Source organism: Chryseolinea sp. T2, from assembly GCF_037203685.1.
In the GTDB taxonomy this organism is placed as follows: domain Bacteria; phylum Bacteroidota; class Bacteroidia; order Cytophagales; family Cyclobacteriaceae; genus Chryseolinea.
Genome location: NZ_JBBCAU010000002.1, coordinates 829131 through 853519 on the forward strand (window position 1 = coordinate 829131; position 24389 = coordinate 853519).

A 24389-nucleotide genomic window follows, 5' to 3' on the forward strand; every position below is an offset into this window, starting at 1 on the left:
TGTCGCTTCCTTTGTTTGCATGAAATTGCAAACGACATAACTTATGGATCAAATAAGAAGAGATTTTAGACTGTCGAATAGCGGCCTCAAGGCGGTTCAGCAGGCATCAGAGAAACAGGAACAGATGAACGATTCTTCCTTCATTGCTGCAACGCAGCCGTCAATTAGCAGGTATTCGTTGCTCTCGCGTCGTGTGGGTGTAAGCGTCTTCTTCATACTTCACGGCCTGTGCTTTGCCAGCTGGGCATCGCGCATCCCTACGATTCAGGAACAGTTACAATTAAATGAAGCAGCACTCGGTACAATTCTGTTTGCGCTGCCTGTCGGCTTCTTTGTTTCTCTCCCATTTTCTGGGTGGCTCATCGCCAGGCTGCACAGCAAGAAGGTGGTGTTGTTGTCGTCAACGTGTTACAGCCTTTCGCTGATCGGAATCGGTGTAGCAACAACGGGTGTACAGATTGCCGTTAGCCTGTTGCTGTTTGGCTTCTTTGCTAACATGCTGAACATTTCTATGAACACTCAGGCTGTTGCCATCGAGCAGGCATATGGCAAGCGCCTGCTGGCTTCGTTTCATGGGCTGTGGAGTCTTGCAGGCTTCGCCGGAGCAGCGACGGGTGCTTGGATGATCAGTCATAACATTGATCCGTTCTGGCACTTTGTCTGTATAGCATGCGTTTTTGTGCCGGGGCTCGCATTCGCGACGCGTTTCCTGTCGCCAGGCGATCGCACTACAAAAGAGAAGCAGTCTTTGCTGGCTCTTCCTGATAAATCGCTCTTGGGATTGGGATTGATTGCCTTCTGTTCGATGATGGTTGAGGGGGCTATGTTTGACTGGAGTGGTGTGTATATGAGTAAAGTTGTACAGGCGACCCGCGATCACGCGGCGATGGGATACTCGGCATTCATGATTGCCATGACAACGATGCGTTTTATGGCTGACGCAATAGCGGCGCGCTTTGGTCTGCGGCGAACCCTTCAACTCAGTGGATCGCTGGCTACAACGGGGTTGCTACTCGCTGTTGTATCTCCTCAGTTCGCGCCAGCCCTGATCGCCTTCGCGCTCGTAGGAATGGGCGTGTCTGCCGTAGTGCCCATGGTTTACAGTGCCGCCGGTCAATCGACTAATATGGCCCCCGGCATTGCAATAACTGCGGTGTCATCACTGGGCTTTATGGGGTTTCTCATCGGCCCACCATCGATTGGATTCATTGCAGCCGCCGCCACGTTGAGAGGATCGTTTATTGCACTGATGTTCATGGCTATCGCCGTTGTCTTGTTCTCAACCCTGCAGCGATTCCCGGCTGACCGTCGATAGGTTTGCGTCGGGCCATTGCAATAAGGCAGCAGTGTTTTTCCATTGCACGTTCCAGTATATTGCAAAAAACACTCGACGACCAACTTGCCATGCGAAAACTGAACTTTTTCCTTTTGGTTGCTTTCATAGGTGCCGTGCTATTGATGGGTGCGGATTGGACCTATAGTCGGCGCCAACGATCCGAAAGTGTTAAGGCGGCTGAGCTCAACGCGTCGGCGTTGTGTGGCTCGACTGGAGCTAATATAGAGGCTGGTGATGATGGAAAGTTCATAAAAGCCTTGCCGGGCTGGGGCGGCCGCAATTACAAAATATCAACGAAGAGCGACAGCGCGCAGTATTATTTCAACCAGGGTTTGGGCTTCTATTATGGTTATCATTTTCAGGAAGCATTTGCATCATTCAAGGAGTCTTCGCGTTTTGACCCCACATGCGCCATGGCCTATTGGGGCCAGGCACTCTCCCGCGGTCCTTACTATAACACGTTTGTTTACAAGATGCCTAAAGAGGTGCCCGAAATCATTGTGGAAATGCGACGCGCAGCAATGCAAGTGAGTGCAAAAGAGTCCGACCTCATTTCAGCCATGAGTCAGCGGTATTCCAGCGATATGAGCAACGTCGACCGACAGCTGCTGAATCGCAGCTATGCATCCGCACTGGAAAAACTTGTGGCTAAATATCCTGACGACAGTGACATCAAGTCATTGTATGTGGATGCTGTTATGCTTGAGCACAAATGGGATTTCTGGAGCAATGACGGAAATCCACGCCCCTGGACAAACTCTCTGGTGAACATTTGTGAATCAGTGCTTAAAAAGGAAAGGCATCCTGCAATCATGCATTACTATATTCACCTGGTCGAGGCTTCGCGTACACCAGGCCGCGCGTTAGGGACGGCCGATGCATTGAAAGATGTGAATCCCGGAATAGGTCATATGGTGCATATGGCAACACACATGTATCAGCGAAATGGTCTGTACAGCGAAGGTGTTCGTGTAAACGAACAGGCAAATGCGATTAACAACGTGACAGATCTGCGCATTCCGGGTCTGCGCCTGGGGCAGGACCGGTCAACTCATTTCTTTGCTGTTCAGTCATTCTGTGCAATGACAGCTGGCATGTATAAGGATGGGTTGCCAATTTATGATCGAGCGCGTAACCGTACCGTTGCGCTGTCATCCGACTTGCGAACAGATCCCTATGGGCAGTTCGTTTTCATGATGCCCGTCCTGGCGCGAATTCGTCTGGGCAAATGGGAAGAGATACTAGCCGGCAGCGCGCCCGACAGCACCTGGAGATACGCATATGTTCTCGATCAGTTTGCCCGTGGTGTCGCTCATGTTCGGCACAATCAGCAGAAGGAAGCTAATAAATGCCTGAAACGGATCAATGCGCAATTGTCGGATTCATTACTAGCTATACGATATATGCCCTTTAATAGTCCTGTCCAGTCATGCCGTATAGCTTCTGCGTTGCTTGCCGGTGAGATCCTTTACAGTGAGGGTAAGGCAACTGAATCATTTGACGCATTCCGCAAAGCAATCGCTGAAGAAGACAAACTGATATATCGCGAACCACATGACTGGGTGATTCCTGCCCGGCAGTTTCTTGGTAAATATCTTTTGAAGAATGGAAAACTCCGGGAAGCAGAGAGTGTCTATCGCGAGGACCTCATTCACAATCCACTGAATGGATGGTCGTTGACAGGCCTATCCCAGGCCTTGCAAAAGCAGGGCAAAACCAAAGATGCCGAACTCAATAAGGGTAAGGCACGACAGGCATTCTCGTCCGCGGACGTGGACATTGCCGAGTCAGCGTTTTAGTTGCGGAGTTACCATCCGTCGACTAATTGCAGGCGACCTTTGAATGGATCAGCATAAACGAAAAGCCAATCGCCTCATTGGCTGCATCTGTAGATGAATTGATGATGTTTGTCTAATACTTTCCAAATCAATGGTTTTTGGAACTGTTGTTGATTCTTTGAAGTCAAATTAAACAACGAAGTATGAAGAAGCATTTGGCTTTAATGGCCTTCATAATGGCGGCTGCTGTTGTGTCGGCTCAGGAGAAGGGGAGAGGTGATCACCACCGGGATATGGCTGAGAAAATGAAAACTGAATTGTCTTTGAGCGACGATCAGTATGAGAAGATCAAGGTCATCGATAAATCTTATAAGGCAAAGTTTCATGATCTTAGGTCAGACTCCACGAAGACAAAAGAGGTTAAGGTGAAATCGATGCATTCATTAAGCGACACCAGAAAGAAAGAAGTTGAAAGTGTGCTTACAGAAGAACAGAGATCCAAATGGCAGGCGCAACAGTCGGCAAGACGCGATGAGCATCGGGCTCATGGTCAGAGGGTGGCGAATGATCGTGCGGAGAAGATCCGGAAGGACCTTTCATTAAGTGATGCACAATTCGAAAAGTTCCAAAAGGCGAACGCAGCGTTTCGCCGGCAGGCGCATGAATTGAAACAAAAACAGTTAAGTGATGATACCCGCAAAAATGAGTTTAGTAAGCTTAGAAAGAATTATGACAAGTCGATAAAGTCAATTTTTAGCAAAGACCAGTATAAGAAATGGTCTGAAATGAAGAAGGATCGCAGTCATAACAACGGGCGGCATATGCGCCAGGAGCCGAAAGGAAGCTAACCCAGTCATATCGCGGGAATTCCCCGTTCAAATATCAGAAAGCCGGTATTTCGCCGGCTTCTGCATTTATCATGGGCCGGAATTCTTCCCCTGACGACTTAAAAGAAACGCGGTACGCTCACCATCGCGTTATCACCTTGTAACACAGAGCACTCAGCTTCACGCGGAAAGTTATTTTTTTGATGGATCAGTAGTGAGCATGAGAACCCAATCGTATTCACCACGGCTGTTAAGCCCTGGAGGATTAAACTCCTTTTTACCCTTGTTAACGAACGGGCCGCCTGGAATGGCCGAATACTTTGCACTGGTCGGGTCATACCAATAGCCATAACTTTTTTTTGCCAGTGCACTCAGGTCAATCGATATGCTTCCACGTTGAGCCGGTGGTAAATAGGCAATAAGCAGTGAGCCATCTTTGGTGGCAGCGGCCGAAACGTAATGAGCCGTTGAATCGATGTTTGCCGGATTGGTCACAAGAGTTTTCATTCCGTTCATTCCTGAAGGAATCAGGTCCCACCATCTGATAGAGTTGATGAAAGCATTTAATCTTTCCATGTCCATCGCCCCCTGAGTATTAAGGTGCTGCTCCCAAACAGGATCGACAAATTGCCACACATAAGCATTACCGGAGATATAGCCACCAATAGTGCTTAACCAGCCCCACCATTGAAAGCGTCTCACTGGCTGGGTCGCGTTGGGGTTATAGTTGTTGCCATCAGGTCCCTCTTCGTCGTATGGTTCTTCCAGCAGAAACGCCGGCATTACCGGTTTGTGCGCATAGGCCCTTCGTGCCAGGTGGGGTACCGGGACTTTTAACTCCCAGGTATAACAACCATTGAGTGTCATCTCACGGCCAAACTGAACATTATCGGCAGCGTTTTCTCCGCTGTGAGATTCGGCAGTGTACTCAGTTGACTGGCCAGCAACGCTCTTCAGTCCTTTGATTAAAAGCGACTCCGCGCGTTCCTGTTCCTGATTGAATTTTCCCATATCGCCCAACAACATCCAGACGATGTTCTTCCGGTTTCTGTACCGTGACGCAATCCAGGCACCGTATTTTTCCGTCTTGTCCTTATTCGCCATGAGCTCTTTCATCCAACCCTGCTCCTGTCCTTCATACCCGACGTAGCCGGGAAACATAAATACGGCAACACCCTTTGACTCACAGTACCCGAGAAAATTGTCAACAAATTGCCAGTACGTTTCGTTGGGTGTTGTGAGATCGGGTGCCTGAATATCGATCGAGTCGTAGGCAAGCTGGCCACGCCAGGGTGTACCGTCCAGTCGCTTTAGAAATGGAAGATCTCCTGCTGCGTTAAAGGGCGCATGATTGCCCATCGGCCAATGCGTGATTACGCTAAGTTCAATCGAGTTATAGCCGTGCTGAAGGGTATTCGAGATGAATTTTTTGTATCCTTCTTCCGACTGAGAAACAACAAACCAGGCCGTGCGCCCAAGTATCGGGAAGGGCTTATTATTTTGGTCCATCAGGTAGCGGTTGTCCGGGCTGATCTTTAACGGGAAGGCCGCCTGACCATTTGCCATGAGAGGAAATATGATCAGTGCTAAGTTTAAAAGAAGAGACGTCGCCAGGCCACTGGCGTGTATGCGGCAATATCTTCCGGACACGCGTTCCATGCCTATACGATTTTAGTGTTATTTTCGACGATCATGATTTGTATCGAAAAGTTAAGCAAAGTCTGGATTCTTGCTGTTGCGACCATTCTTTCATCAAACTGTTTTGGCGGGTTTGAATTATTGAACTTGCCTGAATTCCATAGTGACTCGTCAAAGGCAAAGTCTCAGAGTACTCCGAATATTATTCTCATTGTCGCCGATGATCTTGGCTATGGAGATCTTGGCTGCTACGATCAGAAAAAAGTACCAACTCCAAATATCGACAGGCTGGCGGCAGAAGGAATGTTGTTCACACAGTATTACGCTGGCACATCGGTATGTGCCCCGTCACGCTCTGCTATGTTGACCGGACAAGATACAGGACATACGCCAATACGGGGCAACAAGAGTGTCGAGCCGGAAGGTCAGTGGCCACTGCCTGCAAAGTCCATCACGATTGCCGAGCTGCTGCAACAGGCGGGCTATACGACCGGGGCGTTTGGTAAGTGGGGGCTTGGATATATTGAAACTGAAGGTGATCCGAACCACCAGGGATTTGATCGTTTCTTTGGCTTCAATTGCCAGTCGCTGGCCCACAACTACTATCCGGATCATCTTTGGGACAACCGGCATCGGGTAGATCTGTCAGCCAACAACAATGCCGGCACGGGTGCATATGCACCTGCTCTCATCCATAACCAGGCCCTGGCATTTATGGAGGCTAATCGGGATCGACCATTCTTTCTGTATTATCCCACCACATTACCTCATGCTGAGTTGTTAGTACCCGAGGAGGAGATGGCACCTTTTCGGGGTAAGTACGATCCTGAACGGCCGTATGCTGGCACGAACCCGGGCGACAGTAAATTTCGAGAGGGACCTTATGGCTCTCAGCCAGAGCCACACGCGGCATTTGCTGCGATGATCACAATCCTTGACCGGCAGGTCGGGGAACTAATGAAAAAATTGGATGAACTCGGATTAGCAAACAACACTCTTGTGATGTTTACTTCGGATAACGGTCCGCATCTTGAGGGCGGAGCAGATCCTGATTACTTCGATAGCAATGGAATACTTCGCGGCTACAAGCGCGATTTGTATGAAGGCGGAATCAGAGTTCCGTTCATTGTCCGATGGAAGGGGAAGGTTCGTGCAGGAGCGAAGTCTGATGTGCTTGCGGCAGCATGGGACGTGCTTCCGACTCTTGCCGCTCTGAGTAAGGTGAGCGAACCGCCGGCCGTTCAGGGGCACTCCCTGCTGCCTACGATATTGGGCTCAGGAAAGCAGACGGGACACGACTTTTTATACTGGGAATTTCACGAAGGAGGAGGATCTAAGGCTGTTCGCCAGGGACGGTGGAAATTGGTATGCAGGAATGTACTCGACCCGACGAAGACAAACTATGAGCTGTTCGACCTAAAGGCCGATCCTTCGGAACAACATGATGTTTCTTCCTCCAATGCCGAGCGTGTAATCAAGCTTAGAAAAATTATGACTCAGGCCAGGATTCCATCACCTGATTTCCCCTTTGAGTGATGGTGCAAACGTTGCCAATTTTTTGACGGACATCTGAGCGCAAGTGGCTCTGTTAACGAGGCGTTGCGTATATGATCAAAAAATTACTAACTTTATAACGTTTGAAATCCATTGTATGAGGGATATTGAGTTAAGACGCCTGTCTACCGACAACCTTTACAAACGAAGAGTAACACTGAAAAAGACTCTGGCTATTTTCACTGGCTCGATCGTTTTGATGTTCGCTGTTTCGATAGTGATGGTGACGAAACATGGTTTCAGTGTCATCACTTTGCTTCCGGTATTCTGTATGCCGATACTGATTTTGGTAAAGAAGAACTTTGAGAATGTGGACACTGAGATCCGCGCCAGAATCGAGCACGATTTTAAGAGACCGCATTTCAGCCGTTTTATCTACTAGGGGTTTCTCCTTTTCAATTCAACATTAATCAGGTCAAGCTTTCGCTTTGAAACAATCAATCCTGGAAGGAATACAACAGGAAGCACAGTGAACACGCTGTATCCTTGTTTGAGCGTTATGAAAATGGCCGTCAAACCCAGGATGATCAGAATGACAGTCCATATAACCAGGAGGGTTCGCAGTGTGTTTTTACGTTTGTGCAGTTCGCTGATGTGAACCCCGGGCAGGTCTTCTGTTTCTGTCATAACTCAGTCATGAATTAATCGTTTTTTTGATTCTCAATCTTCTGCTTCTGCGAAGAATTTCATTGCTAATGTCTGACGATCGGCTACCATAATAATTCGGGCGTGATTCTCTGGTTCCATTTCCCTGACTTCCCACTTGTCGGATCCATCACGCATCCGCACTCCAACTTCGAACAATGTTCCGGTCGCAATTTCTTTCAGCACCTGGCCGGTGTGCAAATCAATTTCGGAAGTGATTGGCTCAAACATGGCTTTGACTTTTAGGTTGCTATTCAATTTACAAAATTGGTATCACTCGTCCGAGGAAAACTCAGATGATGGTCATATCTGTTTTCATCGACTGACGCTATGACAAGAAGATTCTCAATTCAGATGCCATGAATACCGGAGTGATGAAGGAGAAGCTTTTGAGAAATTTATTCCCGTTGTTTCAATTGTTAAACCTCAATGAACCTCGTCGTTGCTGCGAATGCGAGAAAGAAGTTGAACAACAGAACCGATACGAACGAGGTGTCATCTCATCACTATGGGGAGCCGTCTTCGTGGAAAATTCGCGCATAGTGAGATGTCAGATATTATAGTTATCGTTTCGTGGAATCAGAATTTATGCCCGGATTCACAATTGTGCCAGCGCTCGTTTGATTGCCGCCTCAACCGCGCATGTATCCCCGCTTGGGACAATTGAAAAGTCCTGTCGTGTATGCAGGGGAGGTTGCGCCATAAATTTGGGTTGTGATCCTCTGTTTTCCTGGGCAGCGTGGACAAGAAAAGGATGGCAGAGGTAAACTGTCCCGGCACTTCCGGTGGCCAGCGCCTCGGTCCGCACCGGGAGCTTTGCAAGATTTTCTGCTATCTCCATGAACGAAAGTCCTGCGTCGCCGTGTGGGGCCAAAACTCTACTGATGTCGAGGTGGGAACCGACGCGAATGCGTGTAGGCGCATCGTTGTCTGCCGTATCCGAAAACAGGAACAGCATAAGAAGGCCTCGACCGCGGGACTTCACATTGATTCGCCATTCCAGATAGTTTACGGGATCATCGCCGGGAAAGCTTGCATCTACATGCCATCCCGTGTCATTTGCCGGAGCTTGTGAGGGAAATCGTATCGGGAAGGTTCCGAGGGACTGTCGGGGTATCCAATTGCCGGCGCCAACCAGTTGATCGAAAGCCTCATGCAGCACGGCAGTATTTGATGCGTCAACGAAAGGCTTCATGGCCATCTCGCCAATTCTGACCACAGGCTGCGTCCAGGTAGTTTTATCTTCGGGATTGCATCCCGAAGCTTTCCATAGTAATTCACGACATTGGCTCGCAACTTCCACCGGGAAGGCGTTGTCAACCCGAACATAGCCACGGGTGATGAATTCTTCGATTTCTGTCTTCGTAAGCATTTTGAAAAGTACGTTGGAAATATTGATTCCGGAACCGAGGCGATTTGTCATTTGAAGTTCGAATGGGAATTGTTTGAACTTGCTATGTCACAAGCAGTTGAAAAACTTCCTTGCATGTTCTTTATTTTTACGCTGATAAACAGAAACGCTGACATCCTGTGCCGAAGCTCCTTCGTATAACGACCGTTCCCATCTCCTTACATCTGCTACTGGCCGGTCAGTTCAGATTTATGCGTGAGCAGGGGTTTGAAGTTTACACGATGAGCGCGTCGGGAAAGGAGGTAAGTGAGGTCATCAAGGAGGGAGTGCCGCACATAGCCGTACCGTTCACGAGGAAGATAACTCCATTTCAGGATTTGCGCTGTCTCTTCATGTTGCTGAGGTTCATTCGCAAAGAGCGACCGGATATCATTCACACGCATACACCCAAGGCGGGCCTGATCGGCATGCTCGCAGCGCGCATGTGTAATGTTCCGATGCGAATGCATACCGTTGCAGGTCTTCCGCTGATGGAAGCTTCGGGGGTTAAGCGCCGCATCCTGGAATTTACAGAAGCTGTGACCTACGCATGTGCCACCAATGTTTATCCCAATTCGTCGGGACTGAAGCGGTTCATTGAAAAGCAATTTGGCATCAGTTCACCAAAACTTAAGGTGATTGCAAAAGGAAGTAGCAACGGTATCGATACCGAATACTTCAAAGCAACAGATGCGCTAAAGGCAGAGGCACAACGCATAAGGAAGGAAAATCACATCACCGATCAGGACCTTGTTTTCTGTTTTATTGGACGCGTTGTTCGCGACAAGGGTATTGTTGAGCTCATTCAGGCCTTCCAGCAACTGCGGCAAAAAGATGTGCAGGGTAACCAGTCACAACGTTCTTCAGGCAAGAAGCTGTTAATCGTTGGCGACTTTGAAGAAGATTTAGACCCATTGCCTGCCGAATACATGAAGTTTCTCAGGAGTGATCCGGATGTTGTCTTAGCAGGCTTCCAACGGGATGTTCGGATTTGGCTTCTCGCATCCAATGTGTTTGTATTCCCGAGTTATAGAGAGGGATTTCCGAATGTGGTCATGCAAGCGAGCCTGTTAGAATTGCCTTGTATAGTTTCGGACATCAACGGTTGCAATGAGATCATAACAGCAAACGAAACTGGCCTGATAGTGCCATCCAAGAATGCTGAGGCTCTTACCCACGCGATGAGACAGCTTGCGAACGACCGTGAGATGCGCGAGCGGTTTGGGAAAGCGACCCGGGAATTTGTGGCAGGCAATTATGGCCGTGGCGTAGTGTGGGAGGGGATCCTTGGCGAATACAGAAACGGAAAGTGATGAGTATCATTTACTCCGTTCGCGGCACGCGGCAACCGATTGCAACATAATGGTGATAAAATGATCACCTCCTTACTTTTCTAACCGCGCGCCGATAGTTAAGTTTAACCCTTTCCTAGGTCATAATACTTTGATTTTTACCAAACGAACAGGCGTTTCGTACGCACCGTTACTCATCTTTCTCTTTATTGCTGGCAGTGCCTGGGCACAAACGCAGCAACCTGAAGTTCAATTAAGTCTGCCAGATGCTGTTGAACAGGGCTTGTTAACCTTTGAGCGTATCAAGGCGAAACAGAACTATTACCATGCCTCGATGGCACTGTCGCGTAACGCGAGAAACGAATATTTGCCCAATGTAATTGCATCGGCACAACAGTCGTACGGCACCGTGAACGGTCAGTTCGGGCCAGCTGCCGCGATAGGTGTGCTTGGACTATCTTCTGCAGGTCCGCCATTCGGAACCGAGAGTTGGAACTCGGCCTTTGGCGCGATGTACATACTCAACACCAACTGGGAGGTGTTTTCATTTGGACGCCTGAAGTCACGCATCGCGCTGGCTGACGCGCAGGTTCGACAGGACTCTGCTGATCTTTTGCAGGAACAGTTTCAGCATTCCGTGCGGGTGGCCTCGGCCTATCTCAACCTCCTTGTTGCCCAGAGGTTCGTACGCAATGCTCAATCTAACCTTAGTCGGGCAGAAGTTGTAAGACAAAATGTACGGGCCAGAGTACTATCTGGCTTGAATCCCGGGGTTGATTCCTCATTAGCCAATGCCGATGCGTCCCGGGCGAGGATTTCGCTTGTAGACATGCAGAACAACGTGCTGCAGAGCAGTCAGGACCTGGCCGTATTGCTGAACACGACGGCTACGACATTTCAGCTTGATACCACTTTTCTCGACCGGATACCGTCGGAATTTCAAACAACGGCAGATATATCCGACAATCCACAATCGAAGTTTTTTGCAGCACGTATCAATCAGGCTCAGCGCGCCGCCACGGTTGCCCGCAGAAGCATAATGCCCGGTCTTACACTGTTTGGAATTTACCAGGCCCGGGGATCCGGATTTCAGTATAACTACACACCGCAGTTTCCTGAACGATATTCTCAATCATATACCGATGGCGTTAGTCCCGACCGTCACAATTATGTAGCGGGCTTTAGCATATTCTGGAATTTGTTAAGCCCGCTTCGGGTAAAGCAGCAGGCGCGCGCCCAGGAATTCGTGGCAGAGGGATACCGGAATGAATACAACCTTATTAATACTCAACTCCAGAATCAGTTGCTGGTATCTGACCAGCGAATATCCAACAGTCTTCGCAGTGCGAGAGAAGTTCCGCTTCAGTTTCAGGCGGCGAGTGATGCTTACCTGCAGAAGAGTGTTTTATATAAGAACGGTCTTACCAACCTTCCTGACCTCCAACTGGCCATGTATGCCCTCAATCGTGCCGAGCTTGATCGCAGCGTAGCCTTCATTAATGTGTGGCAGGCGCTGTTGCTGAAGGCGGCCGCTACCGGCGACTTTGATTTGTTTATTAACCAGGCACGCTAGTATTTCAACCAGGATTATCCTATGAACCTGATCCGTCTCGCCTTACGTAAGCCAATATCCATCGTCGTACTTGTGGCGGGTTTGCTATTCTTTGGTATCGGCGCCGTGCGTACTATCAAGATTGATATTTTTCCGGCGATGGATCTGCCGGTGATTTATTTGTCACACCCATTCGGTGGATATACGCCGTCGCAGATGGAGGCGTACTTCGCAAAACAGTACGTAAACATTTTCCTTTATGTGAACGGCTTGAAGAGCATAGAGACACGTAACCTCCAGGGACTCACGCTCATGAAACTCACGTTCTATCCGGGCACCAACATGGCCGGTGCGCAGGCAGAGGTGAGTGCGTTCGGTAACCGACTGCAGGCCGTTTTCCCACCAGGATCGCAGCCGCCGTTCATTATCCGATTCGATGCATCAACACTTCCTATAGGTCAGTTGGTAATCAGCAGCGAAACCCGATCAAACAATCAGCTGCTGGATCTTGCAAACACCTATGTGCGATCTTCATTCACATCAATTCCTGGCCTTGTATCACCTGCGCCGTTTGGAGGAAATGTGCGGACCATTGTTATTAAAGCAGATCCGGAATTGCTTCGGTCTCACAACCTGACTCCTGATCAGATTGTAGAGGCAATTCGCATCAATAATCAGACTTCGCCATCAGGTAGTATGAAGATTGGCGATATTAATTACCTCACACCAACCAATACGCAGATTCGAACGCTTAAAGAGTTTGAGCGAATCCCATTGTTCAAAGGTGGCGTACAAAACCTGTATCTCGGCGACGTTGCAACGGTAGAGGACGGCGCAGATATCACCATGGGATATGCGCAGGTAAATGGCAAGCGATCGATCTACCTGAATATTGCGAAATCTGCAGATGCTTCCACGTGGGAAGTGGTGCAGACACTGAAAAAGAACTTGCCCCGGTTTCAGGCGCAGTTGCCTGAAGATGTAAAGTTGTCTTATGAATTTGATCAGTCAACGTACGTAATCAATGCCGTAAAGAGCCTTATTTCGGAAGGAGCCATTGGTGCCATCTTAACCGGACTCATGGTGTTGTTGTTCCTTAAAGATGTTAGGGGAGCGCTCATCGTAATTCTAACTATACCTACTTCCATTATCTCAGGGATATTGTTTCTGCAGCTTTTTGGCCAGACGATCAATATCATGACGCTGAGTGGCCTTGCGCTCGCCATAGGTATCCTCGTTGATGAATCGACCGTAACGATTGAAAACATTCACCAGCATTTCGATCTTGGAAAACCAAAAGCACTTGCTATCTGGGATGCCTGTAAGGAAATTGCTTTTCCGAAATTGCTCATCCTGTTTTGTATCCTCGCTGTATTTGCACCTGCATTGACGATGAAGGGGATACCAGGATCGTTGTTCTTTCCCCTCTCACTGGCAATTGCGTTCAGCATGATCACGTCTTACCTGTTGTCACAGACCTTTGTACCTGTCATGGCGAACTGGATAATGAAGCCGCATAAGAGAAAGGAGAGCGACCATCAGATTCAGGCACCGGCACATCATCACGAAACCAGTGACACCTGGGATGACAAGAAACTTTTGGTTGAGGGGAAAGCGGATACACCTTTTGAGAAATTCAGGCAGCGCTTTATGCGGATGCTGGAGAGACTAATGTCCGTGCGGAAACCTGTCGTTATCCTTTATAGTTTGCTTACCATAGCGCTTGCCGTGACCTTGTTGTTAAACATCGGAAGGGATGTGTTACCGGAAGTTCGATCAGGACAGTTTCAGGTCAGGCTTAAAGCACGCGAAGGGCTTCGCGTTGAGCGCACGGAAGAAATGCTGATCAAGGCACTTGGCTACATGGAGGACATGGTTGGAAAGGAAAACATTGCCGTTACTTCTGCTTATGTTGGTCAGCATCCCGGTCTCTTTTCAACAAGTCCGATTTATCTATTCATGGGTGGTCCGCATGAGGCATTGCTTCAGGTTAGCCTGAAGCCGGAATTTCATGTTGATATCGATCAGTTCAAGGACGACTTCCGGAAGATGATGTCTGAAAAGTTGCCCGGCATAAAAGTATCCTTTGAGCCAATAGCGCTTACCGAGCGGATACTTGCTCAAGGTGCTGCTACACCGGTAGAGATACGCATTGCGAGCCGAAATAAGAAGAACAATGAGCGTATGGCTCTTCAGTTGGTTGAAAAACTGAAAGGGATCTCGTACATGCGCGATGTCCAGATTGCTCAATCGATCCGGTATCCATCATTGAAGATCGAAATCGACAGGCTGCGCGCAGCACAGCTTGGCGTGGATGTAACAGACATTTCACGTTCACTGGTAGCATCCACGTCATCATCGAGATATACCGACAAGAACGTTTGGCTGGACGAAGCCTCGGGGTTGAGCTACGGTGTGCAGGTACAGGTTCCGGAGAACCAAATGAACACACTGGATGATCTCGCTGAAATTCCGGTACAGCGCAATATGTCACGGCCTGTGTTGAGCGATGTAGCCACGTTTACATACGACACTACCTATGGCAGAAACGATGACCTTGGTGCAGTGCCGATCGTGTCTGTAACAGCGAACTTATATGACATGGACCTGGGTACGGCCACTGATGAAGTGAAAAGAGTAATTGCTTCGCTTGGCGAGCTTCCACGGGGTATGGTGATCGAACCCATCGGTCTCGGTCTCGTGCTTGGAGAAACGCTGGAAAGTCTTCAATCGGGCCTTGTTGTTGCTGTTGTCGTTATCTTTCTGATGCTGGCAGCCAACTTCCAATCATTCAAAGTTTCGCTGGTGATCCTGGCAACTGTGCCTGCAGTAATTTCCGGAGCATTGATTTCTTTGTTGCTGACGGGTTCGACGCTGAATCTTCAATCCTATATGGGGATCATTATGTCGGTCGGGGTATCGATTGCCAATGCGGTATTGCTGATTACAAACGCGGAGGAGTTACGCAGGCATAACGGCGACGCATTACTGTCGGCCCGCGAAGCAGCAGCCCTGAGGTTGCGCCCGATTTTAATGACCAGCGTCGCGATGATCACAGGTATGATGCCGATGGCGATTGGCCACGGCGAGGGTGGTGATCAGGCAGCGCCACTTGCCAGAGCCGTCATTGGAGGACTTTTCTTTTCTACGTTCGCTGTTATTATTCTGCTGCCGCTGGTGTTTGCCTGGGTGCAGGAGAAAACTTCGACTGTATCCGTATCACTTGACCCGGAGGATAAGGAAAGCAAATACTATGTGGAATAACAAGACGAGGCAACATGTTGCCTTTGTCAATGGATAAAGAGACCGTAAGCACACGATCATCAGGAGTAATACTTGTGGTCGTCATAGAACTGATCGTATGAACGAAAGAAATATCAATAGGAGGCGCAAGGCGGATACCTGTACCGTTGGAACTGTAAGCCTTGAGGCATTTGCAAAATATATGAATGACGTCCTGAGGGTGCGATTTGTGGCGGCTTGCCTCGTCGCTGTTGCGATAACGTCCGGCTGTTCCAGGAAAGAGGACACCCAACCGGTGAAGGCTGCCCCAAAGCTGGAGACTTTTAACCTTCAAAAGGAACTGTTTACTACAGAACTTGGGGTGCCCGGTGAATTGATTTCGTATCAGCAGGTGGATCTGTATGCGCGGGAGACATCTTTTGTCAAGAAATTGTACGTTGATGTTGGTTCAGAAGTTAAACAGGGTGACTTGTTAATTTCCATGGAGGCGCCGGAGATCAACTCGCGGTTGTCGGGGGCAGAGTCGCGTTACAAGTCGCAGGAGGCTGTGTACACCGCAAGCAAGGCAACGTATGATCGTCTGCTGGAGACCAGCAAGACTCCCGGTACAGTGTCACAAAATGATCTTGACCAGGCTAAGGCGCGCATGAATGCTGACCTGGCACAGCTGGAGTCTGCCAAGGCGTCCTTTCAGGAGGTGGGTGATACGCGGCGCTATCTAGAAATTCGCGCTCCATTTTCGGGCGTTGTAAGTGCCCGTAACGTAAACCTTGGTGCATATGTCGGGCCCACGGGCAAGGGCTCAGAGTTTCCGCTCCTTACGTTACAGGAGCAGCGTCGTTTGCGTCTGGTTGTTTCGGTGCCGGAGGCATATACTTCATTTTTCAAGCAGGGCGATTCAGTTCAATTCAGGGTGAAGGCCCGGGCGACAGAAGTATTTCATGCAACGATCAAACGTCATGCCGGCGCGCTGGATACAAAGCTGCGTTCTGAGAGGGTAGAGATGGATGTCGATAATTCCAATGGCAAGCTCTTACCTGGAATGATTGCTGAAGTTTCGATTCCATTAAAAGCCACTGACAGTACATTTGTTGTGCCGACATCATCTATTGTAAACTCTGCTGAGGGAGTGTTTGTCCTGAAGGTGCAGGGTGACACCGTGAACTGGGTAACTGTGCGACCCGGCAGAACGATGAGTGGGCGTGCAGAGGTCTTTGGCAATCTGCGCATAGGGGATGAGTTAATAAAGGCAGCCAGCGAAGAGGTGCGGAAGGGCAGTCGGGTTAGGTAAGCAACCAGCTTCCTTTGATCGATAACAAATGGAGAAAACGGATCCTGATCCACTTTTCGAACAGTCGACGCCGGGCCACATCGATGTGCCCGTGACTCATGGCAGAGATATATCTGATCTACGATCCCGGCATACAAAACGTGCCGTTCGCTGGGGAGTATTGTCTTTCTTTTTTATTCAGGGCATAGGATTCGCTTCGTGGGCGAGTCGTATTCCGGACATCAAACGTACACTTTCTTTAAGTGATGCCGGACTTGGTTCGGTGTTGTTTGCTCTTCCGGCGGGATCAATTATTGGATTGCCATTTGCCGGATTTCTCGTGACCCGCTTTGGCAGTAAGAGTGTTGTGACTATAGCAGCAATCCTCTACGCGCTCACTCTGGTAGTTATAGGTTTCAATGCAACGACCTGGCAGCTGGTTATCGGGTTGCTTGTCTTCGGTACAAGTGGCAATCTGGTTAATATTGCTATTAATACACAGGCAATCGGCGTTGAGGAATTATACAAGAAGTCGATTATGGCGTCTTTTCATGGTGCCTGGAGTCTCGCAGGATTCACAGGTGCGGCCATTGGAGGAGCATTGGTTTCTGCTAACGTGATACCAGGCCACCACTTCGCCGGCGTATCCTTGTTTGCCATCCTCACTGTAGTAGTTGCTCAGAGATTCCTGCTTCGCGCAAAGATAGCGGGCGATGATCATCCGATTTTCGCACTTCCTGATGGGCCGCTGATGAGACTGGGTGTTATCGGATTTTGTGGGATGGCGTGCGAAGGAGCCATGTTCGACTGGAGCGGTGTCTACTTTCAAACAGTTGTTCTTGCACCGGCTGAACTGGTCACCCTTGGATACATTGTATTTATGTGTGCTATGGCAGCAGGAAGATTCACGGGTGACTGGCTCGTCAATCATATTGGAAGGAAAAGAATGATACAGCTAAGCGGGTTGTTAATAACGCTTGGGCTAAGTATCTCTGTCGCGTTCCCTTTTCTTATTCCGGCTACTGTCGGTTTCCTGCTTGTAGGCTTCGGTGTGTCGTCGGTGGTGCCCCTGATTTACAGCGCTGCAGGGAAGTCACAAACTCTTAGTCCCGGGATGGCTCTTGCTGCGGTGTCAACCATAAGTTTTTTTGGTTTCCTGCTCGGGCCTCCAGTGATCGGTTTTATAGCGGAGGCGGCAAACTTAAGATACTCTTATGGCCTTATTGCCGTTCTGGGATTGTGCACTGCATTGCTCGCAGGACGCGCCAGACTTTAGAATTTTCTATCTTTACGCTCAAAAGCTCCCTTGTACCAAAGCGCCTTTAAGCCACTCTTTGATCGCACCTGCGCATTCATACTGCTCGTAATTACTTCGCCTGTTATTCTGGTTACAGCAGCAGTGCTGTATGTTGTTAATCAGGGTAAGATCTGGTTTACGCAGGAACGGCCCGGAAAGGATGGTGTGATATTCACGGTTGTTAAGTTCAGGACAATGACGGACGAACGGGACGTTCATGGACGTCTGCTTCCCGATAAGGATCGTCTTACAAAGGTCGGCCAGTTTATTCGCAAGACTTCGCTCGATGAACTGCCTCAATTGTTCAATGTATTGCTTGGCGATATGTCTTTTGTGGGGCCACGGCCATTGCTGGTTGAATACCTCGCACTATATAACCCTGAACAATTGAGACGGCATCATGTGAAGCCTGGAATAACCGGTTGGGCGCAGGTAAATGGACGTAATACAGTGTTATGGCCACAGCGCTTTGCCTATGATGTCTGGTACGTTGATCATATCTCATTCGCGCTTGATTTGAAAATTCTGTTTATGACGGTCTTGAAAGTTTTAAAGGCCGACGGCATAAGCAGTGAAACTTCAGTAACGATGGAAAAATTCAATGGAAACAAATAGAACCATACTCATCGGTGGTGGTCAGCATGCACAGGTTGTGCTGGACTGCCTGCTTGCGTCCGGTGTTGACGTAGTTGCAATTTTTGATCCTGCAAAATCAGGAAGTTTATTCGGTGTCAGCTTCCGTGGCGATTACAATCCGTCTTTTGATGTCTATGCGCGCGCTGTCGTAGCTATTGGCGATAACGCGACAAGAAAACGGGCAAGTGCTGAAGTGTCTCATGCGTTCACGAATGCTATACATCACTCTGTAATATTTTCTCCCTTCGCTTCTGTTGGGGTGGGAAACATGGTGCTTCACGGTGCTATTGTTCAGGCTCTGGCGAAAATAGGGAACCATACAATAATTAATACCGGGGCCCGCGTTGATCACGACTGTGTTATTGGCGACTTTGTTCATATAGCGCCAGGTGCAGTGCTGTGCGGTAGCGTTACCGTTGGCGAAGGTTCGATGATTGGGGCAGGAGCAACGGTTGCTCCGGGGCGCAGAATTGGTAACTGGGCGATCATCGGTGCTGGCGCTGTTGTTGTTGAAGATGTACCGGACAACGCAGTTGTTGTTGGAAATCCCGGACGGATAAAAAGGTACACGACCGTTAAATGACAAACCTGTAGTATGAAGGAGAAGATTCTCATATATGGGGCGGGCGGATTGGGCAGAGAATTGCTTTCACTTATCCGGGCCACTGAAACATTTGAAGTGATTGGTTTTCTGGACGACTCGGTTCGCCGGGGAACTGAGATAAAGGGTGTAAAGGTATTAGGAGGCGAAGATGTGTTACATGGTTTTGATGGCAAGGTAAACGTAGTACTTGCTTTCGGTGACCCCATTGCGAAGGCTATTCGGGCGAAGCGGCTCGACAGTCGATATCTGCAGTATCCGCCTATCGTGCATCCTACAGCTATTCTCCAGGACCCTGCTTCTATTCGGCTCGGCAGTGGTTGCGTAATTGCCGCAGGGAGCATCCTTACCACCGACATTGAAATTGGTGAACACACATTGGTGAATATTAACTGTACCATTGGACATGACTCAAGAATTGGACGCTGTGCTTCGCTGATGCCGGGAGTTAATGTTGCCGGCGAAGTGACCATAGGCAACGAGGTGCTCATCGGATCAGGCGCCTCCCTTATCAACAGGATTATTATTGGTGATCGGGCAACGGTGGGTATGGGGTCTGTGGTATTGCAGGATGTTCCTGCCGCCAGCGTTGTTGTTGGTGTTCCAGCCAGGCCGATACAACGCAATCATTAAGTTTGTCGCCTGATAAAGGCGTACACCGGATGTTTGTCTGAAAGTGCAGGCAGCACATGGAGCGCTTCAAAATTAACGTTAAATTTACAAGGTCTGAATTCAGTTGGAATCGACTGAAACAAAGCATTCGGCCGGCGTTTTGAGTCAACGTTCCACCTAACATCAACTCTCAGGTTATCGACAGGATTTATGCGCGCTACTATTAGAGAGTTTTTACCGACTATAATTTTCCTTGGCAAGTTCCTTGGGATTTTTCTCGTTGCAAGCCTGCTGTATGGCGCCTACGTTAGCTCATTTGAACCGGGTCCGGATAGCGTCACCAGTATTGTGGCCCGTCATTCGGCGGGTGCGTTGAATATTTTCGGATGGACAACCAACGCAAATGACAATCTTCGGAAGCCAACCACTGAAATATCACTTAATAACAGGGATATTCTTTCCATTTATGAGGGCTGTAATGGTGTGAATGTGATGATCATTTTCGTTGCCTTCCTGCTGGCCTTCGGTCCAGTCAATAGACGTCTTTGGTGGTACATTCCGATGGGATTGGTTATTCTTCACCTTTGCAACCTGTTTCGCATCACAGCCCTGTTCTGGGTTTCGTTGAATAAGCCTGATTTCATGTACTTTCTTCATAAGTATTTCTTCACGGCCGCCCTATACGTCGTTACATTTGCCTTGTGGGTTATCTGGGTGCGCATGTACCTGCGACCCAGGACGGCCAGTTTATAAGGTCAAGTCAATCTGTAGCTGAGCATGAAACGTCGAGTTGTGATTGGAATACTGTGTTGTGTGGGACTGTTGCTCGTTTTTCTCTTTCAACGGGTCGACCTGGCTGGTTCAATGGGATTTGGAGACATTGGAATTGGCCGCTTCATTATTAATCGTACGATCAGGTTCCTGATTAATGATGCTTTTGCAATAGGACTGATCTATGCGCTGTTTTCAACGCGGAAATATGTTCTGTTTGCCATATACGTTCAGCTGTTTGGCGTCATTGCTTTTCTTATTCCCTACTTTGTTCTCAAGGTTTATTTCCCGTCCTACAACGGACCATATATCAATTTTCTTCATCGGCTGATACTAAATCCCACACTCTTATTGCTCCTGATCCCTGCCTTTTATTATCAGAAGTATGTGGTTGAAAGTGATGTGAAGGAGGAGTAATTCCCTAATGCAGCTGGTTTGTCCTGCAATGTTGAAATCGATGCAGAACTGATGCCGATGTGATTTGTCAGTCCGCACTTATTCGTAGTTTTAATCCAACGATTAAAAAAATGGACAAGCGCATACTTACATACGGTGCCAGCTCTCCGCTTCCCGAGGCAATCCATCTCCGGGCGGGGCGACTTACGCTTTTATATGAGTCGGGGTTCATCAGATATATTAGCAACGGGGAGCACGAAATTGTTCGGATGATCAATCATTATCTGCGGGATCATAATTGGAGTACAATTCCAATGCTGATTGAATCAGAGCAGGTCTCGACTACGGAAGATTCATTTAGGATAGCCTATGTTGCTACGATCCGTCATAACAACATAGACTTTTCCTGGAAGTGTTCGATTGTCGGGCACGCCGATGAAACCATTTCATTTACTATAGAGGGGAAGGCGCACAGCGAATTCAAAAGGAACAGGCTTGGCTTCACTGTACTTCTTCCCACTGAGGCGTTGCGGGGGCAAACGTGTCGCGTGACGCATCCTGATAACGTAACGAATGAGTTTCTTTTTCCCGACGCAATCAGTCCCCATCAGCCATTCCTCGACATACAGTCTATGGCCTGGTCGCCTGCATCTGGAATACAGGCAGCGATAACTTTTTCGGGGGACATTTTTGAGATGGAAGACCAGCGGAACTGGATGGACGCATCTCACAAAGTGTATTGTACACCCCTTGAACTGGGGTTTCCAAAAACCGTAAAGGAGGGGGATCAGATTTCGCAATCAATTCATCTGAAGGTATTTGGCGACCTGCATGGCACTGCCGGTGAAAACGGAATTGTCAGCTTATCGATCGATACTTTTAAGGGGATGAAACTGCCGAAACTCGGCATACCCATGTCTGAGTCATCGCTGACAGAGGCGCAGCAAGAACTTATTAAGGCTCTCTCGCCTGATTTCGTAAGCGTACAGATTCGGAACCTGAAGGATATTGAGCAGCGTATACCCATAGCGTTAAAATTAGGTCGACCTCTGGAGCTTGCTTTATTTCCATCGTCGCTCCAAGCCGAAGAGCTTGCCCTTGCTCTTAAACCTTATTCACCCAGCATAATAAGAATCATCCTGTTGGTGGAAGGCAAGCGGGCAGCAGGGCAGGAACTGATAGACTCATTTCTTCCGTCGTTACGAAAGCATCTCCCAAAGGCGAGTATTGGAAGTGGCACTGATGCTTTCTTTACCGAATTGAATAGAAATCCGACGCCGGCGGCGAAGCTTGATTTTCTTTCCTTTTCGGTAAACCCACAAACTCACGCCAGTGATCTGAGGACGATGACGGAAAATCTTGTTGCGCATAGGGATGTCGTTGAATCATGCCGGATCTTGTCAGGCGGCAGGCAAGTACGTGTGGGTCCCATTACGCTAAAGATGCGCTGGAACCCGGATGCCACGTCAGCAAAAGCAATTGATCCCGGGCAATTACCTGACAATGTTGATGCGCGCCAGCTCTCATTGTTTGCCGCCGGATGGACTTTAGGGAGTCTGAAGTATCTAACAGAGGCAGGTGCTGATATGGCAACGTATTATGAAATGGCAGGCTGGAGAGGATTGATGGCGCATACCGGGGAGCCATGGCCGGAGACTTTTAAGATCAGCAATGTTCAGATCTACCCTGTATATCTGATGTTAGGGTTGTTGCTTTCACAGCGGGATTCCACTGTTCATTCACTAACCAGCAGCAATCCACTACAGGTTGATGGCATGGCCTTCAGCGCGGCGGGCAAGATGACGTTACTGTTGGCTAATTACACCAGGGATGCATTGGTAGTCAGGGCGCCTGGCGGGTTGCAAACGCCCCGGATCAGGATTGTTCACAGTGATAACGTCAATACGTTCCTCAATCAACATAACACTTTGCATCCCTCAGAAATGCTACAAGGCGCGACGTTTTCCATCCCTTCATTCGGCTTCGTAATTATTGAAGGGGTGGAGTAGGGAGGTTCAAAAAAAAGAAACGCCCCGGATGCAACACAATTACTGCCGGGGCGTCTAAAACTCTTGTCTCCTATTCCGAAACGGAACCTTCAAAAGGTGAAGGAAAAAGAGTAGGTCTTTTTGTTAACTTAACTTCTTCAGCTGGTATTATTACGCAGCGCATTAACTCAAGGTTACGCTGCTCTTTATTTTTTTGCCATCCTGTTTATCTCGATACTTTTTCCGTCGGGGCAATACTGAAATTGATCATCTCTGTGTGACGAATCACGGAAACATCGATCATTCTTAAGATTTCCCGGGAGGTGAGTTCGCGAAAAAGCTCATGAGTGGTATTAACCTGCTTGCCGTTGAAATTGATGATGATGTCGCCTTCCTGTAGCTGTGAGCGGGAGGCAGGTGAGTCCGATTCAATCTTCGTGACGAAGAGTCCGCGTTTGTTGCCAAGATTATAGTGACTCCGTATCCGGGGATTGATCTGTACCTCCTGCAGCATTAAGCCGAGATATGCCTTGAACACTTTCCCGTTTGATATAAGCTGCCGCGCAATTTCTTTGGCAGTGTTAATATCGACAGAGAAACTAAGTCCCTGCGCTCCCTGAATGACTGCGGTGTTTACTCCGATCACCTCACCATCTGTAGTGATCATCGGGCCGCCGGAGTTTCCAGGGTTTAACGCAGCGTCGCTTTGGATCACATTATCGACTAATCTTCCTGATTGCGTTTGAAGGGTTCTGCCGAGGGCGCTTATTACACCCGTTGTGACGGTGTGCTGATATCCGTACGGATTACCGATGGCAATTACAAATTGTCCTATCTGCAACTGGAAGGCGTCTCCAAGCTTAGCGACGGAGTAGCCTTCGGCATATATTTTAAGAATAGCCAGGTCCGTATCAGGATCTTTTCCGATGAGAGTCGCTTCAATCTCGTTTTCGTTAAGCAGGCTTACCATGATTTTTTCGGCACCTTCGACAACATGGCAGTTCGTGAAGATCAAACCGTCAGAAGAGAAAATGAATCCTGAGCCGGAACCGGCAGGGCGAAGCTTCCCCTGCTGCGTCTTATAAACGTCAATTTTAACGACGGCGTTCTTGGTTTTGTCGACCGCGCCAATGATCATATTTGAGAAGCTGTCCATATAAATATTGCTTTGAGGCAATGGCTTCAAACGAGTGGCCAATTCAAAATTGATGCTATTCTGTCAGTTTCCGACCGGGATTTTGTTGGAAGAGGACTGCTCCACGTAGATGTTCAAAACCGGGGTTCAGAACCGGCGTGGGATGGTGTCGCGCATAGCCATAGAGTTGTTCAAATTCTCCTCTGAAAACGATTGCTGCACACGTATGCTGCAATCGTTATAAATGGCCCTTTATACGCAGCAACACGTGCGTGTATTGATGCCGTTGTGAGTCATTGTTTGAAAATCGCTGATTATTTACTGAGGTGGATAAAATATGAGACGTGTGCGTCTGATTGAATACCTCTATGGGGTAGGTAATGGGTAAATTTTGGCCTGATGTGATCAGATTTTGATCATTTTATTAC

General features: G+C 48.6%; 21 protein-coding genes. 16 read left to right on the forward strand and 5 right to left on the reverse strand.

Going from position 1 to position 24389, the window contains the following annotated elements; translation table 11 throughout:
* Positions 1-43 precede the first annotated feature (43 nt).
* The 3 genes from WBG78_RS08290 to WBG78_RS08300 all read left to right on the forward strand — a co-directional run bounded on the left by WBG78_RS08290 (position 44) and on the right by WBG78_RS08300 (position 3962).
* Complete coding sequence (locus tag WBG78_RS08290) at positions 44-1315, forward strand: MFS transporter (RefSeq protein ID WP_337325935.1); 1272 nt, start codon at positions 44-46, stop codon at positions 1313-1315.
* Positions 1316-1404: 89 nt separating this feature from the next.
* The gene (locus WBG78_RS08295; RefSeq protein WP_337325936.1) at positions 1405-3135 is read left to right on the forward strand and encodes a tetratricopeptide repeat protein; all 1731 of its coding nucleotides are present in this window, start codon (positions 1405-1407) and stop codon (positions 3133-3135) included.
* A 182-nt stretch (positions 3136-3317) separates the two neighbouring features.
* Positions 3318-3962 (forward strand): hypothetical protein, encoded by a 645-nt coding sequence (locus WBG78_RS08300; RefSeq protein WP_337325937.1) that lies wholly within the window; start codon positions 3318-3320, stop codon positions 3960-3962.
* Positions 3963-4133: 171 nt separating this feature from the next.
* Here the strand turns inward: WBG78_RS08300 and WBG78_RS08305 are convergent, their stop codons facing one another.
* Positions 4134-5600, reverse strand: coding sequence for an apiosidase-like domain-containing protein (locus WBG78_RS08305; RefSeq protein ID WP_337325938.1), 1467 nt, complete (start codon positions 5598-5600; stop codon positions 4134-4136).
* Between the two features lie 33 nt (positions 5601-5633).
* Between WBG78_RS08305 and WBG78_RS08310 the strand changes: the two genes are divergently transcribed.
* A complete protein-coding gene (locus WBG78_RS08310) occupies positions 5634-7115 on the forward strand; it encodes an arylsulfatase (RefSeq protein WP_337325939.1) in 1482 nt (493 codons plus the stop codon).
* Between the two features lie 115 nt (positions 7116-7230).
* Entirely contained in the window at positions 7231-7515 is a 285-nt protein-coding gene (locus WBG78_RS08315; RefSeq protein ID WP_337325940.1) for a hypothetical protein, read from the forward strand.
* Here WBG78_RS08315 and WBG78_RS08320 read toward each other — a convergent pair.
* The 3 genes from WBG78_RS08320 to WBG78_RS08330 all read right to left on the reverse strand — a co-directional run bounded on the left by WBG78_RS08320 (position 7512) and on the right by WBG78_RS08330 (position 9201).
* A complete protein-coding gene (locus WBG78_RS08320; RefSeq protein WP_337325941.1) occupies positions 7512-7760 on the reverse strand; it encodes a hypothetical protein in 249 nt (82 codons plus the stop codon). The two genes, WBG78_RS08315 and WBG78_RS08320, sit on opposite strands and share 4 nt — an antisense overlap.
* Positions 7761-7793: 33 nt before the next feature.
* Positions 7794-8009: a hypothetical protein gene (locus WBG78_RS08325; RefSeq protein ID WP_337325942.1), complete on the reverse strand. Its 216-nt coding sequence runs from the start codon at positions 8007-8009 to the stop codon at positions 7794-7796.
* 367 nt (positions 8010-8376) lie between these two features.
* Complete coding sequence (locus WBG78_RS08330; protein ID WP_337325943.1) at positions 8377-9201, reverse strand: phytanoyl-CoA dioxygenase; 825 nt, start codon at positions 9199-9201, stop codon at positions 8377-8379.
* A gap of 107 nt (positions 9202-9308) precedes the next feature.
* Here WBG78_RS08330 and WBG78_RS08335 point away from each other — a divergent pair, with 107 nt between their 5' ends.
* From WBG78_RS08335 to WBG78_RS08385, 11 genes are all read left to right on the forward strand, one after another.
* Positions 9309-10481 (forward strand): glycosyltransferase family 4 protein, encoded by a 1173-nt coding sequence (locus WBG78_RS08335; RefSeq protein WP_337325944.1) that lies wholly within the window; start codon positions 9309-9311, stop codon positions 10479-10481.
* Positions 10482-10611: 130 nt separating this feature from the next.
* Positions 10612-12033, forward strand: a complete 1422-nt coding sequence (locus tag WBG78_RS08340; RefSeq protein ID WP_337325945.1) for a TolC family protein — start codon at positions 10612-10614, stop codon at positions 12031-12033.
* 21 nt (positions 12034-12054) lie between these two features.
* Positions 12055-15276 (forward strand): efflux RND transporter permease subunit, encoded by a 3222-nt coding sequence (locus WBG78_RS08345; protein ID WP_337325946.1) that lies wholly within the window; start codon positions 12055-12057, stop codon positions 15274-15276.
* A 97-nt stretch (positions 15277-15373) separates the two neighbouring features.
* Positions 15374-16546 carry an efflux RND transporter periplasmic adaptor subunit gene (locus WBG78_RS08350; RefSeq protein WP_337325947.1) on the forward strand — a complete coding sequence of 391 codons (1173 nt, stop codon included), beginning with the start codon at positions 15374-15376 and terminating at the stop codon, positions 16544-16546.
* Between the two features lie 28 nt (positions 16547-16574).
* Positions 16575-17801, forward strand: a complete 1227-nt coding sequence (locus WBG78_RS08355; protein ID WP_337325948.1) for an MFS transporter — start codon at positions 16575-16577, stop codon at positions 17799-17801.
* Between the two features lie 30 nt (positions 17802-17831).
* A complete protein-coding gene (locus tag WBG78_RS08360; protein WP_337325949.1) occupies positions 17832-18437 on the forward strand; it encodes a sugar transferase in 606 nt (201 codons plus the stop codon).
* On the forward strand, positions 18424-19041 hold the full coding sequence (locus WBG78_RS08365; protein ID WP_337325950.1) for an acetyltransferase: 618 nt from the start codon (positions 18424-18426) through the stop codon (positions 19039-19041). The genes WBG78_RS08360 and WBG78_RS08365 overlap by 14 nt, the downstream gene beginning before the upstream one ends.
* 12 nt (positions 19042-19053) lie before the next feature.
* Positions 19054-19692 (forward strand): acetyltransferase, encoded by a 639-nt coding sequence (locus WBG78_RS08370; protein WP_337325951.1) that lies wholly within the window; start codon positions 19054-19056, stop codon positions 19690-19692.
* Between the two features lie 189 nt (positions 19693-19881).
* Positions 19882-20424, forward strand: coding sequence for an exosortase family protein XrtF (gene xrtF, locus WBG78_RS08375; RefSeq protein ID WP_337325952.1), 543 nt, complete (start codon positions 19882-19884; stop codon positions 20422-20424).
* Between the two features lie 24 nt (positions 20425-20448).
* A complete protein-coding gene (locus tag WBG78_RS08380; RefSeq protein ID WP_337325953.1) occupies positions 20449-20859 on the forward strand; it encodes an exosortase F system-associated membrane protein in 411 nt (136 codons plus the stop codon).
* 110 nt (positions 20860-20969) lie between these two features.
* Complete coding sequence (locus WBG78_RS08385) at positions 20970-22847, forward strand: hypothetical protein (RefSeq protein ID WP_337325954.1); 1878 nt, start codon at positions 20970-20972, stop codon at positions 22845-22847.
* A gap of 205 nt (positions 22848-23052) precedes the next feature.
* Here the strand turns inward: WBG78_RS08385 and WBG78_RS08390 are convergent, their stop codons facing one another.
* Complete coding sequence (locus tag WBG78_RS08390; RefSeq protein ID WP_337325955.1) at positions 23053-23982, reverse strand: S1C family serine protease; 930 nt, start codon at positions 23980-23982, stop codon at positions 23053-23055.
* Positions 23983-24389: the final 407 nt, after the last annotated feature.